Source organism: Saprospiraceae bacterium (genome assembly GCA_016709995.1).
Taxonomy (GTDB): Bacteria; Bacteroidota; Bacteroidia; order Chitinophagales; family Saprospiraceae; genus JADJLQ01.
This window is the reverse complement of record JADJLQ010000002.1, coordinates 643,320-660,070: the sequence shown is the minus strand read 5'-3', so window position 1 is coordinate 660,070 and position 16,751 is coordinate 643,320. Positions and strand designations below refer to the sequence as shown.

Sequence of the window (16,751 nt, the reverse complement as noted above, 5' to 3'; positions counted from 1 at the left end):
TCGATATGCTATCAGACCCTACCGTAAGCTGGCCTTGAATCCTAATACCTTATGTCAAATTTGATTAAATATCTTAGCCCATACCTTGTAGCAATAGTCATCCTTGTTTCACTCAACTTATTGTTTTTTTCTCCAGAGCTCAGCGGTAAGGTATTACAGCAAAGTGATATGATAAACAATACCGGCATGGCCCATGAAGCTAAACAGTATTTTGAAAAAACAGGGAAAGTAACCTATTGGACCAATGCCATGTTTGGCGGGATGCCCACGTACCAAATCTATGTGCCCCAGACCAGGCCCAGTTTATTTTGGTCAATGACCCGATGGTTGGGCCTTTCTTTTACCGGATCATTGAAGTACTATTTGATTTTGTCCCTGGCAGCATTTATTGGTTTGTGCTGTTTGAGTTTAGGGCCCTGGCTTTCATTGCTTGGAGCCTATTCGATTACATTTGCGGCCAATCATATCGTGCTGGTAGGTGCCGGTCATCTCACTAAAATAGCTGCATTGGGTTTTGTTCCCCTCATCTTCGTCGGACTACACTTGCTTTTTAATAAAAATTGGAAGCTCGGTTTTCTGGTTTTTACTTCCGGATTGGCGGGTAGTATCAGCATGAATCATATCCAAATGACCTATTACGCTGGCATGCTGGTTACGATTTATATAATTTTCGAGTGCTTCCAAAGATCAAAGGAGAAAAAAATAAATACCTTGATTCGTCCGGGATTGGCTATTGCTGCGGGAGTAATTATTTCGTTTTTGGCTAACTTTTCGTTATTGATGGGCTTGCAATCGTATGCCAAAGATACCATGAGAGGAGGCGCTATATTGCATACGGCTGTGGCACAAAATACAGCCAGCAACAGTGCCAGTAGTAAATCGGGACTTGGCTGGGATTATGCAATGCAATGGAGTGAAGGGTTCTCTGACCTACTGTCTATATGCATTCCTGGAGCTGTAGGTGGATCCAGCAATGAAACATGGTCAAAGGAATCTAAAATGGCTCAAGCTTTGGTAAAAAATGGGACTGCAATCAATGAAAACTTTAAACTACCTCTATACTGGGGTAAGCTGCCTTACACCGATGGACCAGACTATGCCGGGATATTATTGATCCTTACTTTTGTCATGGGATTGGTCCTGATCAAGGGTCCCATCAAATGGTTTGCGTTAGTTAGTGCAATAGTATTAATCCTCCTTTCCTTGGGTTCACATTTTTCATTGATGAATAAATTGGTATTCAATTACCTACCTTATTACAATAAATTCAGAGCTCCCAATTCCATTTTAAACGTTCTCACTGTTTTGATACCCCTGTTTTCAATGTACAGTTTGAATGATTTTATTAAACAAAACTGGACACAGGAAAAGTTGCTTCGGTTATTTAAATGGACGGTTTTGCCTTTGATCATATTGTTGTTGGTCGTAGCGTTGTTTGGTCCATCACTATTTAATATGAGATCTGATTTGGGTGATCCGGATTGGAAAAACAACAAGGGTTTATACCAGGCGTTATTAGATGCACGTGCTGGTTATTTGAGATCAGATACGATCAGGTCACTCGCCATCCTGATTGCAGGAGCAGGCTTAATGTATTTTTTTGGGCTAAAAAAAATCAAATTCAATGATTTCTTATTGGCCTTCGGGCTGTTGATCGCCATGGATCTCTGGATGGTGGCAAAACGGTATGTCAATGCCTCTGACTTCCAGGCCGAATCTTTTGAAGAGTCCAATTTCAAACCTAACCTGGTAGACCAGGAGATACTAAAAGATCCTGATCTTTCCTATAGAGTATTAGACCAGAGTGTGAGTACTTATACCTCGTCGAGGCCTTCCTATTTTCACAAAGCCATTGGTGGCCATAGTCCCGCCAAACTAAGAAGGTATCAGGATATGATCGATTTCTATTTTAGTAAGAACGATATGACCGCCTTAAATATGATGAATACAAAGTATTTTATCAATGAAAAAGGGGCTTTGCAAACTAACTCCGGTGCCATGGGCAATGCTTGGTTTGTTGATACCGTCCTAACCGTATCCACTCCTGATGAAGAAATTGCATCCATTAAAAACATTGATCCTGCTAGTCAGGCTATTTTCCTGGCATCCGATTTTGACCACTTAGAGATCCCTTTACGATTTAATAAGGAAGGCCACATCACATTGACAAGGTATGCCCCTAATGAACTTCAATATATGTCTCAGACCAAAGATCAACAATTGGCGGTATTTTCCGAAGTGTGGTATGGCCCGAATAAAGGCTGGCATGCCACAATAGATGGGATGCCAGCCGAACACTTCCGTGTCGATTATCTTTTAAGGGCGATGCTTGTGCCGGCAGGAAACCATACCATCGAGTTTAGATTTGAACCAGATCAGATTAAATCAAACCAACTTGTCTCGTCTATCTCAGGTACAATATTTGGGGTGATACTGCTGATATCAATTGGCTTGGGCATTAAACAGCTGGTGGAAAAACCTGATGAGACAGTAGGCATTGTACCTTTATCAAATCAAGAGAAGAAACTTAAATGAATGGTCTGGAACAAAAATATCAATTCTGGCTCAGCATTGTTACAGTCTGTTACAACGATGAAAAAAACTTAACTAGGACATTGGATAATCTGCGAAGACAACCAAAAGATCATGTACAAATAATCGTTATAGATGGGGGCTCTGAGGATAATTCAAAAAATATTATTCAAGCCAATCTGGATTTGATCTCTGACTGGGTAAGTGAAAAAGATAATGGTCTATATGATGCGATGAACAAGGGCATTCAAATGTGTAGAGGACAATACATCGTGTTTTTTGAATGCAGGAGATGTATTTCACGATGATCATGTCTTACCTATGTCTTTCAAAATCATCAAAATGCGGACATATTGTATGGAGACTCCATCTTCGTGCATCAAGACGGATCTTATAAAAGCCCCAGACATAAAATAATTCCAAAATCACTCAACTGGAAGAGTTATAAAAAAGGTATGGTGATTTGTCATCAGGCTTTGTTTGTAAAATCATGCATTACAGTCTTATATAATACGACATATAAGGTTTGTGCTGATTTAGATTGGGCTATTCGAAGTACTAAAAAAGCCGCCTCTACCTGCAACCTTGGAATCACAGTTTGTGATTTTCAAGATGACGGCATTTCGAGTCGCAAAAGAATACAAGCGCTTATCGAAAGATGGCGAATCCTGAGCCATCACTACGGGATTTGGCAAACCTTTTGGAACCACCTGAGCATTCCTCTTGCCTTTATAATTTGGAAAAGTCATAGATTCAGAACGTTAAAATGGTCTTCAGTGCGCAGTTTCATCCATCACTTCACTGTAAAGCTTTAAATAGGGCTTTAAGTTTTCTGTGTCATTAAATTTTAACGTTGCCCTGGTGCTAATGGTTTCTCTATTGAATATAGTGCGCTGCTGCACAAATTTTAAAATAGCGTCAGCAAAATCTTGAGCCGATTGCCTATAGGTTAAAAAACCATCCATTCCATCTTCAATCATTTCTGGTACTCCGCCTACGTTGAAAGCAATGACTGGAGTGCCACAAAGCAGCGACTCTGCGATAGTGTTAGGGCATTATCACAGATAGATGGATGCATTAAAATCTCGGCTGCATTATAAAGTTCAGCCATCTCGACTTGTTTTTGCACATAGTTCACTTTAGTGTATGTGATATCATTCAAAAGATATAATCTAAATCTTTTACAACAAGGGTACAATGAAAGTTATCCTGAGACAACAATTTGATGGCCAATTTTAATAACCCAAAAACCTTTGATTGTATTTTGAACGAATGCACCACAAATAACAAATTGATTTTATGCGATGGGATATTCCATTTGTTTTTACAATACACCGGATCCCCAATCTTAAATACATTAGGATCGTACACATTAGGCAAATAAAAATGTGCCAGATTCTTAAATATTAAACTTTTAGCTGATTGATTCAACATCCACCTGGAAGGCGCTGCTATCAAGAGTTTTTTAAAATTTTCGATGGCTTGTTTTTTAATTATAAAATATGTTTCAGCAGCCTGGGGTTGATTGGTTGAACCTATTTGAGGACAAGTGGTGCATCCAGTTATAAAACCGGAACAGTGGTGTGCATAATGGCACCCACCTGTGAATGCGTTCATATCGTGTAACGACCATACAACTGGTTTGTTGATATAATTAAAGAAATTTTGATAGTCCAGAAAATGCGAAGTCCAATGAAGGTGAACAATGTCAGCTGCTTGTATGATGTCGGCAACCTCCGGGCGAAATAATGAATGAGGTGAAGTAAAAAGTACCGTATCCTGTGAATACCCGTCATTAGGAGGAAACAAACCTCTTAACAAATAGTTTTCCAGTAAATAATCCATATAATGATGCACCGATTTGTGCTTCAGGTATGCATAATGATTTTTTAATTGAGTAGAATGGTAGTATTTTGACAAAAAAGTAGAATGTATCCCCATCCGAAGTAAGGCATAATGCAAATTTTTTGAAGCCTGAGCTGCTCCACCCACATCGTTGCTATTTACATGTACTACTTTCATATTATTCCCTCAAGCATTGTCAGTCCAAAGCTAAAGCTAACCCCAGATAGATCGGGAAACTATTTTTTTGAATGGGTCGTAGCTTGAAGGATCTGTAGATAAAACTTGTATATTCAATGGCATATTTATAAATTTCTGAATCCTAGACAAGAGAGATCGATGACCCATTAAATTATTGTAACTAAACTTTCTATTTCCCATCAATGTTTGAAACGCCCATACTCTTTTTGGTTTTTAACAGGCCTTCTGCCACCAGGGTAGTGTTCAACCAATTGCGCGAGTGTCGGCCTATGCATCTCTATATAGCCGCAGATGCCCCTAGACCGGAGATTGCAGGTGAATTTAAATTATGTGAGGAAGTCAAAAAATTATTTCCGAAGTCGATTGGCCTTGTAAGGTGCACCATCTTTTCAGGGAACAGCATCTTGGTTGCAAATTGGCGGTGAGTGGCGGTATAAATTGGTTTTTTGAAACAGTAGAAGCCGGTATAATTCTGGAAGATGATTGCATGCCCTCTTTAAGCTTTTTTACCTTCTGTGCAACAATGTTAACAAAATACAGCTCCTATCCGAATGTATTCCATATCACAGGAAATAATTTTCAGCAAGGCATTCCGAGAGGTTTAAGTTCTTATTATTTTTCAAAATATGCACATATCTGGGGTTGGGCTACCTGGCGGCGGGCATGGAATCAGTACCATCTGCAGCTGACCAATTGGAGTCAGTACAGCAAAAGCGCAGATTTTAAAAAATGGTTTACCTCAAAGAAAGAATTTTCATTCTGGAGTAAGAAATTTAACACCTACCATCAAAATCCTGATATTAACAACTACTGGTCCTTACAATGGCAATATGCCTGTTGGTATCATGATGCATGGACTATTACACCACAAAAAAACCTGGTCACCAATATTGGAATTGGTAGTGGCACCAACACAACCATTTATTTGAAACACTTAATCATCCCGGCCGAGCCACTGCTAGCGCCTTATACAACGCCAACTGAAAAAACTTTAAATTTGGAGGCTGACTCGTATACTTTTAAGCATGTATTTTTATATAAGGGAACTATACAGAGCAGAATAAAATATCATATTGGCCGGTTCAGGAAAAAGCTTAATCTATGAAATTAAAATCCTGGGTTCCAGAAAAAATATACCAGCAATATTTAAAGCCGTTCGATTTAAACCACCTTCACAGGTTAGGCAAACGCATCTATTCGCAGGAAGGTGAGGATATTTTAATAGAAAGATATTTGGGCAAAAAGTCCAAGGGGTTTTACATCGATATCGGGGCACATCATCCTTTTCGGTTTTCAAACACTTATTATTTTTACCGACAAGGGTGGTCCGGTATTAATATTGAGCCTAATCCTGAATTGTTTGGACTTTTGTCAAAGCATCGGCCACATGACATAAATTTAAATATCGGCCTTAGTGATAAACCACAGGACCTGACTTACTACTATTTTGAAGAAGCTGCCTATAATACTTTTTCACACGAGATTGCAATGCAATTAATAGCAAATAAAAATATCCTGATACGCAAAGAGCAAATCGCTACCACTACTTTACCGCTCGCTCTTAAAAATTTGATTTTGCCTACCAATATTGATTTTTTGTCCATTGATACAGAAGGTATGGACCTTGATATATTGATGACAAATGACTGGGATAGTCTCAGGCCTCAGCTCATCCTGGCAGAATTAAAAGTCGACAGCCTTCGATTGGCTTTGGAATCGAAGATGAATCAATATCTCGAACAATCTAATTATCGACTGGTGTCAAAATTGTACAATACTATTTTGTTTAAAAGGTTGGATTAACCAAAGATACTTAAAACGAAACTTAACTTAGGAATGAGACCTGGAAGGTGATGTATGAAGTTCCGGGATTTGTGCTGCACACCTTTCGTTTCTAATTCAGCATTTTTTAAAAGTGCTGGCCCTCAAATAAGGTGATAGATCTGAAGCTAGAGGCGAACGAAATATAGGGGTACGAAACCTGCCAGGGCTATAAGTCGCCCATACTTTTTAGGCCTGGCAGGTTGGTTCGTGCTGACGCTAAAATCCGAGAGATGGCCTTCAAGGTATCTGCTTAAGGCTGACACGCAATTCAGGAGGCGGCCCTGAAGGGGTTGCCGCGAACGAAACCTGCCGGATCTACATATAACAGAGGCATTTGAGACCTGGGAGGTTGAGCTTGTCGAAAACAAGGCTGACGCGCAATTCAGGAGGCGGCCCTGAAGGGTTCGACAAGCTCACCCTATTAGGCGCCACCTGAAGCATGCCCGCAAGGGCTATTCGAGAATAATCATACTGACGCTTCGGTTAGCATGATAATCATGGAATAATATAGTCCTAATGGACGCAATGCAATTGCTTACTAACGTTGAAGCTATTATTCCATAATTATCATTTTCTTCGTAGCTCTGAACGATCCTCCTTCAAAACTGTAATACAACACTCCGCTAACTTTCATCTCCTGACGATCGATCCACACTTCATTATACCCTTTGGCCCATTCCTTCTCGATGACTTTGATCGTCCTTCCGGTGATATCTGTCACTTTGAAGGTGCCTCTACCTTGCTGAGCCAGATTAATCCCAATCACGGTGCGAGAATCGAATGGATTGGGATAGTTCTGATACAATTCAGATTTGGCAGTCACTTCCTGGCCGGATTGGTTGACAAAGCGTATTGACAGATTGCCCAGCTCCCCTTTTCCCTCGTATGACTCGGCTTTGGTATGCTGCGATCCGATGTGCATTATTTCACTCAAGCTGCCTGAAGTCTGTGCTGTAAAATTCATAGTAAACAATACATCGTCTTCTTTTAGGTCAATAGATTGGTTTGTATTCCATGACATTGTGATCATGCCTTCATGTTCCCATCGGCGACCAATATTGTTTTCAGTGAAGTTAATTGACGATTGACGATTTATATTGTCTATTGTCAATTGCTTATTGCCTATTGACATAGTTCCCTGGAAACCTGACACACCCTTGAAGTTTGGTGAAGTGAATGACACCTCTACCCGCTCTCCGGCTTTGAAGGTGCGATCTTTTACTTCTAAGATCAATCCTGAACCACTGCCTCTTACTTCTGTATTCATCAGGCTGTGAGGTGCTGCTGTGGCATTGACATCCCCGATTTTGATACCAACAAAATCTTTGACCATAGCTCCTTGAGCAACTACGATTTGCTCTTCGTTTGGTGCGGACCAGGGGTTGAGGATATCATCAAACTGATAAGACTTGGGTACAAATTTCCAACTGGTGTTCTTAGGTAGTTTGTCGTATAGACCCAGGATTAATTTTCTCAATTCGATCAGATCGATCGCACTTACATTCTGATCATTGTCTGCATCGGCAGCGATGATCTTGTACGGTGAAGTGAATCGCTCCGTACCAAGTATATGTTTTTGAATCAATACCAGGTCGAGGGTCGATACGCCATTCATCGGATTATCATCCCGCATGGCGGAGATACTATAGCTGCCGGATGTTGGAATAGAATTAAACTGATAGCTGCCATCGATGCTGCTCTTCCACGCTGGTATACCGGATGGCGTAGCAGATTTAATTTGCACGGTCGCAGATTCTACTCCTTGCTGATCTTCTGTCAGTAGTTTGCCACTGATGGATGCCAGTGAGGCTACCGTGTCCTTACATGCACCTTCTGGTCGTCCATTGGCTGCATCGGCATTGTCCTGAAGTTTGATATAGGTCTTGCACAGATCCTGGTTGCCGGCTTTATCGGTCACCCAGATCTCTACTTCAAAGATTTGGTTTTGACCGTCACTGGTCATATCTGCACAGGTAAACTGCCGACTTGCTGTAACGACATCCGCAGAGAAACTGTATTTCAAATCCGCAGCCGGTGTACAATTGTCACTGCTGTTGATATTGAGGTCCTTGGCCCAGACCGTGACCTGGCCATTGCCCGGCATGATGACTGTGGCGATGCCATTGTAGCAATAGGGAGTTGGTTTTTTGCAATCTTTGATATCAAATCTGAAGCTGGAAGTATCTGCATTGCCGCAATTATCTATACCCACTACATGCACCACATGTCTGCCAGGAGCGCCTAATAAAAAGACGAAGTCTTTGACATACTGTGTACCACCCTGATCTATGCTGGTTGGGTCAAACAGTCTTCCATTGTACACCGCATCGGTTGCATTCAGGTCGATGAAATAACGGAATCTGATATCTGATGCGGCAGCACAATTGTCTGTTCCACTCAGTGGAATCACTACGCTTACCAAACAATTGTCACTGTATACACATACCGTGGTATCCTGGGTAGTCACTACCGGCGGTATCTCGTCGATCACTTTGATGATCTGGATATAGGTCATGTACCCGTCATTATTATCTTTGATATTGCGGTACACACATGAACGGTTAGTACTATTGGCCCTCAATGAATCATTGACTATCACATCAGGATAGTGCCTATGTTGATTTGGATCACCTGCCTGTCCGGTAGGCAGGTAAATACACCAGTCGATGAGTGTCCAGGTGCGGACAATCTTGTAACAGGCAGAATCCTCTACAGTGAATATTTCATCCGAATATCTCACCCCGATTTGTTCACACTCGTCGTCTGTAATTATTGGAACTCCTGCGTGACCCGTATCGGTGCGATTCAATCCCGAACCATCGGGATCACAGGTCACTACTTTATCTTCAGGGAAGATCACTTCGAAATCGCTGCGATGTTTGACGATGATCTTCTGCGTAGCAGTTACTGCATTACCACACTTGTCTTTGATCGTCCAACTGCGCTGGATCCAGCCTTCGCTACAACCATTGAGCGTACCATTATCCACTACGGTAAGCGTCGCATCATCCAAACGACAATTGTCCGTGATCGTAAACTCATTGGATTTTAATACATGATCGAGTGGTCGTTTTTTGTCGACCTTGACCAATGTCGAGAAATAATCTTTTGGATTGACATGTCCTGCCTGATCCCCGCCTGACTGTCGGGCAGGGAAGCTATCTATGTACAACCAACTTCTGCAATAGATCGGAGCCCAGCCTTTATTGAATTCGCAGGCATCCGGATCACTGTGATCGGCCGGATCCGTATGGATGCCTAAAAAGTCTGATCCTCCATAGTACCCATGCACCACTCCTTTGGAATCTTTTAATTGGAGAGGCCATTTATCAAAGCGTTCGCTGTGTTCGCAATTTGGGTAGCCGGCATAGTCGGGGGCTCCGTCACAGTATATTGTGATATCTTCGAGATGATTGACTACCGGAGCTTGTTTGTCATCGGCAAGGACAGTGACCATACAGTCTGAATACAATCGCTGTGAGCAATAGGTACCAGGAGCTTCGGTCGTATTCCATTGTTCGGGGTTTCCATCGAAGAATCTGCTACTGCAAAAAATCAAATAAGGATTCTACCGCTCCAATGTATTGTGCATAACACATTCCGCCTGATTTTGGGGTGCCTCCATTGGTAAACTGGCAGATGGCCCTACCTCGTTTTTGATGCTCCTCGATACACTGTATAGCATATCGGTAATTGCAATTTTTACTGCCTTTGGGATCAAAATAGTTCCAATTATGCTCTATCCTGAATCGCTGATCAGTATTGTACCAGAACCACTGATGTTCTGAGCATTGCCATACGTGGGGATCATATCTCGGTACACCACAAGCCTCATATACCCGCAACACTACCTGGCTGGTACCGCATTCATCGATAGTCAATTCATCTTTAAACACATATGCATTGATCCATCTTTCGATCTGATATTCATAAAAATCTTTATCTGCCCAGTAAGCTGTTTTACCGCAATCAGTCTCTAATTTATTCGTCCAATAATTTCTCCAATAGGTCACACTATCCATTTGAGCCACTGCAAAATGAAGGACATCGCAACAATTATCCCTGCTACCATTATCCAGATCTTTTGCTTTGATCGTACCCCAGCATCCAACCGGATCCAAAGTCACCTGGGTCACCTCAATACAAATTGGGGTAGGTGGAGTAATGTCTACCACTGCTATCTCTATTTTGCCAAAACTTTCATTGTAGCATGCATCTACCAGGCGGACATCGATGCTAAAATATCCCACCGGTAGCCAGATACGACCGGCTGGCAAGTCACCACGCAATACCCTTGGGACTCCTTCTTCCAAAATGGAAATTAAATAAGTTTGTTTGACATCATTACAATCTTCATACTTCAGTGCCGGCAGATCGACATACTGACCACAATCGTGCGGGCTGGATGCTACCACACCTAATTCTTTATTGGTAGGTACTGGTGCCACTTTATCATCGATGGACAGGTACTGTACACAAGTCTTTTCTGTCACGGTACACCAATCGAGAATCGTCCATTCGCGGCGGATTTTTACTCCAGTACCACAGATGGCTAATGGTTTGTCGGTATAGGTCGCATTGATCTTGCAAATTCCGGAAGCAGCCAGGTACACACTGTGTCCGTCCACATTGGGCACTACCGGGATCGATGGATGGAGTACCCTGTCCTTGGTACCATCCTTAAACTCCCAGGTCGCATTTTGAAGGCTAAGTAAAAATTCCGGAGTCAATTTTTTCTGATCGATTTGAATAGGTACTTTCAATTCTTTCGGAGTAGTATAACTACCCAATTGATGAGTGATCGTACAGGGAAAATCAAATCCTTGAGGGCAGTCTACACTATCCAGGCTGGTCTTTCTGATGTAAATCGTACTGGTGCAGGTCTGACTGTTTTTCCAGCGGTCGCTGCCCCAGATGGTTCGTTCTACATAACCCAGGTAAGTCGAGTCACAACCCCAGTCTACCCATTTGTCTGCGAGAAGCTTCACTTCATCGCCGCTGCAATCATTCGATGGTTTGGCCAGTAAGGGCAGATCAGCAAATTCAAAACAACTCACCGTGTCATCTGCGCAATTTAACAGTGGCGGGGCTTTATCCTCTACACATAGCTTGCCCCAGCTTTTATTTCCCGTCAGGAGATCTGTAACCGAATATACCATGCAATAGCCCACATGACTGCGATCGAGTTTGTCGCCTTCCGGATAGGCATTGGTGCCAAATGGGTAAACAAGATTTATATCGACTAAGATTTCAGTGCAAGAACCACTGTTTTGAATTACATCGGCAGCCGTCAACACTTTCATGCAACTTTCATCCAGGGAGATATTTACCTGGTCTTGTGCTACCAGATTGATGATACTTGGTTTTATGATAATGGTTATATAAAATGGTGACCCTTCACAGCTTCCTGCTACACTAGTTGGCTCCACTCTGTAAACAACAGTTTGATTGTCATGGGTGATATTAGTAAGGACATCATTTATTATTTGACTGGTATTTGGTGGATTGACTGTTTCACCTATTACGTTTGGATTGTCGTATGGAACCGCAGATCCTACAGAAGCTACACTATTCCATGAAAATGTGCTTGGTAAATTACACTTTATCAGTCCTTGCAGATCCGTTGTGATTCCGTCAGAACAATTTTCGATTGTCTTGGTGGAATCTTTTCCTTCTGGCAAAGGAATAATATCAAAAGCTAATGTTTTTACACTGTCATCGACACATTCAAGTGCATCGGTAACATTTGATACCTGAAAAATATAATGTCCTGCACCTGCGCCGGTAAACGCCACAGTATACATACCGTCTTGATCGACTACTATGCTAGCAGGCCCAGAAGCCAAGGGTTCACAATTGGGGCCCAAATATGTCCTGGTATGTCCAAAAGTAATCGTATAGGGTGCTGTACCTCCTGTGACTTTGATATTTAAGATGAGGGATGTACCATCTCCTTCACACGTAGTATCAGGACCTGATAATGTGATGGTTGAAGTGAGGGGTAACACCGTAAAACTAGCCTGACAAGAAGCTGTGTCACAGACAGATATGTTTCTGAAAGTTACGATTTTAGTGCCTCCGGTGACAGGTGGTGGCCCATCATTATCATTGGTGATCATACTATTACAGCCTCCAGAAGCTATTGCACCATTAAGCCATTGATCAAATGCCATTGCAATCACCGCTTCATCACAACTTTTAATAGTATCATTTTGGGGACAGGTAATGGATGATGGCATATTATTGGCTACAGTGATAGTAACCTCGCAAGTACCTATATTATCACAATCATCCCGTGCACTATAGGTGCGAACGAAAGAAACATTACATCCCATAGCAAGAGGGGAGTCACTACAAGATATTGAGAGTTGGTTATCACAATTATCACTAGAAGAGGCTATACCATCCGGTAAGCAAGCAGGAATGTCCTTTGCGCACTCGACGGTATCTATTACTCTACAGGTTATCATTGGAGGCATAGTATCGCTAACTACTATCAATCTGGAACAGGTACTCGAATTTCCGGACAGATCTGTGGCTGTCCAGGTGCGAAGGATAGAAAAGTTACCCGCGCATCCGCCAGCTATAGTATCATTTTTCGCAGTAACAGGAATTGATTGAGCAGTATCACACGAATTAAAGGCCATAGCCTCAATAAAATTCACTTGATTACTGCATTGGACCGGTGTCACCTGATCTTTGCATGAAATTGTAGGATTACAAGTAGGTGGATTAAGTGCTGTACCGTTTCTGAATGTCACCTTTAAAACTGTATTCTGAGCAGTATTTAAGTCCGCTACGGCAATGTACTCCTTCACCTGATCGTTAACAAACAAAAAGCTGGTCAAGGTGTCCGTACCCAAAGGAAAGACTTGCTGACCACCAATGGTAGATATATCTATCCAACCCAGAGGAGACACCTTGACATCTATAGCCCTTGATCTGTATTCTGTTCTTTTGACTCGGAGTACATCGTAAGTACCTTCCGGAATAGTCATACTACCCCACGCGTCCACCACATCAAGGCGCTGGTGAGTCTCCCGAAAACGTATTGAATCCGCCGTTGGCACTAAAAATTGAATGATGCTACCAAATGAAGGATCCAAATCTGATGGAGCAAATGCTTCCAGGGAATTACAGGTAGATTGATAAATATCAAAAAAGTTTAATGGGGCATGTCTCTCAGCCAATGGAGGAGTATAATTAAAAAAATTGTTAGCTGCAAGTTCTGATCCTCCCCAAAAGCCCATATTCTTATCAAAATATCCCATGGTTTCCATTACACTGGGTGTAACATTAAAATATTCTTCTGGATGCGGTGCTCCAAACGTGACCAGCTCGGCTCCAGGCGCAGATGCAGCAGCCATACCATCGCTCGGCGGATGGAAAACGATATTTTGAGAGGATTCGACTTGCAAATTGTTTAAGTTCCACATTTGATCGCCACCAGGAGGGGTGAAAATGGCATTTATTGCACCAGGAGGATTAAAGTCACAAGCAAGCTTGAGTGTATCTCCTACAACCGGAAAAGTTGAATTAGTGACAGTAATTAAGGCCAAATCGGCAGCAGCAGGAGATGTATTGTAATCTTCGATGGGTTCTGTGAAGGATGATCCCGTATTCTTTTGAACAGATATACCTACATGTGATTTTGTCTTGTTACCCTCAAAATGATCTGTATATGCCAAAAAAGCCACCACACCCAAAAACAAAAACGAGAAAGCAAATGAAAATATGCTATGCAATATTTTGAACACGCAGTTTGTTTTTGGTTTTTTTGTCTTAATTCCTAATTTTATATCCAACGGATGGAGGCTCCGGACTCAAAAAAAAGGTTTTGCCATTTTAAAGATAAAGAAAGTGTCACCATTCAAAGTATTCGAAGTGAAAAATATTTTTTATTCTGATGCCCAGACAGGCAGAAAAGGGTGGTATGTAGTGATTATCAAATAATTAATACTTTTGCCAAGTTTCGAATTACTTGATGATATCAAATCCAATCGCTCATTTTTCAAATACTGCCTTAAAGCTATCAGGCAGAGTCAGACTCAAATCATTTGACATTTTTCGAGTGGGCAGTACCATTTATAATGAGAGAAATTTCAGGTTCTTTATGGTCGGTTTATTCGTATTGATGGTCGGCATAAGTCCGCAGTTTGGCATTAACGGGGATGAAAGATTTCAGGTAGATTATTCAAAAAAACTTTGGAGTTATTATACCTCTTTCGGCAAGGAAACTTCAGCGTTGTATATCCCTGAAGGAAATATGCATTTATACGGTGGGCTCTTTGAAATATTGGCTATCTCTACTCAGAAGGCATTGGGACTGAATGAGGAGTATGATCCGGCATTTCATATCATCAGGAGGGTTCTATGCGCCATTTTTGGTTTCATCACCATCTATTTCGCAAGCTTGATGGCAAAAAATATGGGTGGTTGGCAAGCCGCATTCTTAACGGCAGTTATGCTCATCTTATCTCCCAGGTTTTTCGGCGACTGTATGGTCAATCCAAAAGATATACCATTCGCAGCGGGCTTTAGCATTGGGCTTTTTTCAATTGCTAATTTTATACGGACTTTACCAAATCCCTCTATTTCTACTGTCACGGGAGTGATAGCCGGCTCAGTAATCGCCATAGGCACCCGCGCCGGAGGTCTGTTATTGATCGTATTCCTGATTTTCTTTGTGATCCTATATCTGGGAGGATCATTTTTTTCTAATTCTCAACTACAAAGCCACCAGGTATTGAAATGCATCCGATATACCATTGTGATCTGTGTAGTCTCCTATTTTGGTGGGCTCTTGTTTTGGCCATTTGGATTGGTCAATCCTTTGGTCAACCCAATATATGCATTAAATGAATTCAGTAATCAACCCATTGCCTTGTCGATTTTATTTAAATCACAACATTTTCTCAATACCCAATTACCTCTTAATTATCTTCCTGAATGGATAATTCGCACCATTCCCATCACAGTAATCCTCGGAATATTTTTATTCATACGCAGGTATCATGATCATACGATACCTCGGTTGGAAGCAAGTGTGCTAACTTTTTTATTTCGTTTTCAATAGGATTCACGCTGATCAGACATTCCTCCCTACACGATGGTTGGCGACATTTCATATTTGTTTATCCAGCCATGGTGGTGCTCGCTGCTACTGGTTGGCTGGTATTGTTTCGGAATACCGGGTCTCCATTATTGAGTAAAATTTGGCCGGTCGTACTTGGACTCTTATTTACAGAAAACATTTATTCTATCATTCATTTACATCCTTATCAATATACCTACTTCAATCCCTTGTTCGGGGGATTGAAAAAAGCCTATGGCAAATTTGAGACAGATTACTGGATGCTTTCTGTTAAAGAGGCTGCCGACTGGATAAAACTACACGAAGAGTCACGGCCCAAAGACAGTACGATTACCATAGCCACGAATTGTTTTTATCCTTCCCGGGTATTTCTGGGAGATAGTTTATTAGGTATAAAGACGGCCTATGTCAGGTATTATGATCGAGGCGAAAAATTATGGGATTATGGAATATTTTATTCAAGGTTTGTAAATCAATATCAGCTTTCTCATCAAATCTGGCCACCTAAAGGAACGATTCATACCATCGACGCTGACGGCATCCCTCTTTGTGCAATAGTAAAAAGGGAAAACATAGATGACTACCTGGGGTATAGCGCTACTGCCAAAAACGATCCTGTAGCAGCCATCCGGCATTTTTCCAAAGCATTGGAATATGACCCCTTTAACGAGAAAGCTGCCATGGCGCTTTCTATTGTTTTCCTGTCGGTCGGCCAACCCGACCTGGCAGAAAAGGCCCTCAATCAAAGTTTAAATTCATTTCCTGATAATCCCGGGGCCCAGGAAGTGATGAACAAAATACAAGCTTCGAAGAAAAAGTTAATTAATAAATAATCAATCAAAAGGGATTACCAGGGTGCATAGCATGTACATTTAATTGAAAATGAAGCGGCAAATTATCTCCAGATTATAGTCTTTTGAAACCTATTATGCCATCGAGTAAAGCTCTACTTCCAGCGCCCGTCAATTTGAGTGATTTTGTCATTTCATCGGTATGTCACTATTGCCCGTAGATAAAAATCCATTATTTGATCACTGCCTTATTGAAGCTTTGTATAGTTCTGATGAATATGGGTTTGAAGCTGCCGATATGCATCCCATTTCCAGGGAAGAGTATCCATTCATCGTGGGATGGCGTATATTTTTCCAAAGTTGAAGAAATTGTGATTCGTCAGCGGGAGGCACACCCAAATCATATTCCCAAACGGTGAATCAAAGAAAATAATTACCTCGCAATTTTTTAAAGCCACTTAAGCCGA

Annotated in this window: 11 protein-coding genes; 7 read left to right on the top strand and 4 right to left on the bottom strand. The window is 41.6% G+C overall.

Features of this window, described 5'->3' with window-relative positions; all coding sequences use genetic code 11:
• Positions 1-51: 51 nt before the first annotated feature.
• The gene (locus IPJ09_17145; protein MBK7373135.1) at positions 52-2,535 is read left to right on the top strand and encodes a hypothetical protein; all 2,484 of its coding nucleotides are present in this window, start codon (positions 52-54) and stop codon (positions 2,533-2,535) included.
• On the top strand, positions 2,532-2,840 hold the full coding sequence (locus IPJ09_17140; GenBank protein MBK7373134.1) for a glycosyltransferase: 309 nt from the start codon (positions 2,532-2,534) through the stop codon (positions 2,838-2,840). The genes IPJ09_17145 and IPJ09_17140 overlap by 4 nt, the downstream gene beginning before the upstream one ends.
• A 465-nt stretch (positions 2,841-3,305) precedes the next feature.
• Here the strand turns inward: IPJ09_17140 and IPJ09_17135 are convergent, their stop codons facing one another.
• Together IPJ09_17135 and IPJ09_17130 are read right to left on the bottom strand one after the other, a co-directional pair.
• A complete protein-coding gene (locus tag IPJ09_17135; GenBank protein ID MBK7373133.1) occupies positions 3,306-3,575 on the bottom strand; it encodes a glycosyltransferase in 270 nt (89 codons plus the stop codon).
• Between the two features lie 115 nt (positions 3,576-3,690).
• Positions 3,691-4,554, bottom strand: coding sequence for a hypothetical protein (locus IPJ09_17130; GenBank protein ID MBK7373132.1), 864 nt, complete (start codon positions 4,552-4,554; stop codon positions 3,691-3,693).
• 544 nt (positions 4,555-5,098) lie between these two features.
• On the opposite strand from IPJ09_17130, the gene IPJ09_17125 reads away from it, so the two are divergent.
• Together IPJ09_17125 and IPJ09_17120 are read left to right on the top strand one after the other, a co-directional pair.
• The gene (locus IPJ09_17125; GenBank protein ID MBK7373131.1) at positions 5,099-5,680 is read left to right on the top strand and encodes a hypothetical protein; all 582 of its coding nucleotides are present in this window, start codon (positions 5,099-5,101) and stop codon (positions 5,678-5,680) included.
• Positions 5,677-6,378, top strand: coding sequence for an FkbM family methyltransferase (locus IPJ09_17120; protein ID MBK7373130.1), 702 nt, complete (start codon positions 5,677-5,679; stop codon positions 6,376-6,378). Before IPJ09_17125 ends, IPJ09_17120 begins: the two co-directional genes overlap by 4 nt.
• Before the next feature lie 574 nt (positions 6,379-6,952).
• On the opposite strand, the gene IPJ09_17115 is transcribed toward IPJ09_17120, so the two are convergent.
• Both IPJ09_17115 and IPJ09_17110 read right to left on the bottom strand, forming a co-directional pair.
• Positions 6,953-9,958, bottom strand: a complete 3,006-nt coding sequence (locus tag IPJ09_17115) for a T9SS type A sorting domain-containing protein (GenBank protein ID MBK7373129.1) — start codon at positions 9,956-9,958, stop codon at positions 6,953-6,955.
• Complete coding sequence (locus tag IPJ09_17110; protein ID MBK7373128.1) at positions 9,942-14,156, bottom strand: hypothetical protein; 4,215 nt, start codon at positions 14,154-14,156, stop codon at positions 9,942-9,944. Before IPJ09_17110 ends, IPJ09_17115 begins: the two co-directional genes overlap by 17 nt.
• A gap of 227 nt (positions 14,157-14,383) precedes the next feature.
• On the opposite strand from IPJ09_17110, the gene IPJ09_17105 reads away from it, so the two are divergent.
• The 3 genes from IPJ09_17105 to IPJ09_17095 all read left to right on the top strand — a co-directional run bounded on the left by IPJ09_17105 (position 14,384) and on the right by IPJ09_17095 (position 16,648).
• Positions 14,384-15,475, top strand: a complete 1,092-nt coding sequence (locus IPJ09_17105) for a hypothetical protein (protein MBK7373127.1) — start codon at positions 14,384-14,386, stop codon at positions 15,473-15,475.
• Positions 15,476-15,543: 68 nt separating this feature from the next.
• The gene (locus IPJ09_17100) at positions 15,544-16,326 is read left to right on the top strand and encodes a tetratricopeptide repeat protein (protein ID MBK7373126.1); all 783 of its coding nucleotides are present in this window, start codon (positions 15,544-15,546) and stop codon (positions 16,324-16,326) included.
• Between the two features lie 160 nt (positions 16,327-16,486).
• Entirely contained in the window at positions 16,487-16,648 is a 162-nt protein-coding gene (locus tag IPJ09_17095; GenBank protein MBK7373125.1) for a hypothetical protein, read from the top strand.
• Positions 16,649-16,751: the final 103 nt, after the last annotated feature.

Excerpts from the sequence above, each read along its gene's own strand:
- IPJ09_17105 (MBK7373127.1), top strand. The coding sequence starts at position 14,384 with ATGATATCAAATCCAATCGCTCATTTTTCAAATACTGCCTTAAAGCTA.
- IPJ09_17125 (MBK7373131.1), top strand. The coding sequence starts at position 5,099 with ATGTTAACAAAATACAGCTCCTATCCGAATGTATTCCATATCACAGGA.
- IPJ09_17140 (MBK7373134.1), top strand. The coding sequence starts at position 2,532 with ATGAATGGTCTGGAACAAAAATATCAATTCTGGCTCAGCATTGTTACA.
- IPJ09_17100 (MBK7373126.1), top strand. The coding sequence starts at position 15,544 with ATGGTGGTGCTCGCTGCTACTGGTTGGCTGGTATTGTTTCGGAATACC.
- IPJ09_17095 (MBK7373125.1), top strand. The coding sequence starts at position 16,487 with ATGTCACTATTGCCCGTAGATAAAAATCCATTATTTGATCACTGCCTT.
- IPJ09_17130 (MBK7373132.1), bottom strand. The coding sequence starts at position 4,554 with ATGAAAGTAGTACATGTAAATAGCAACGATGTGGGTGGAGCAGCTCAG.
- IPJ09_17120 (MBK7373130.1), top strand. The coding sequence starts at position 5,677 with ATGAAATTAAAATCCTGGGTTCCAGAAAAAATATACCAGCAATATTTA.
- IPJ09_17145 (MBK7373135.1), top strand. The coding sequence starts at position 52 with ATGTCAAATTTGATTAAATATCTTAGCCCATACCTTGTAGCAATAGTC.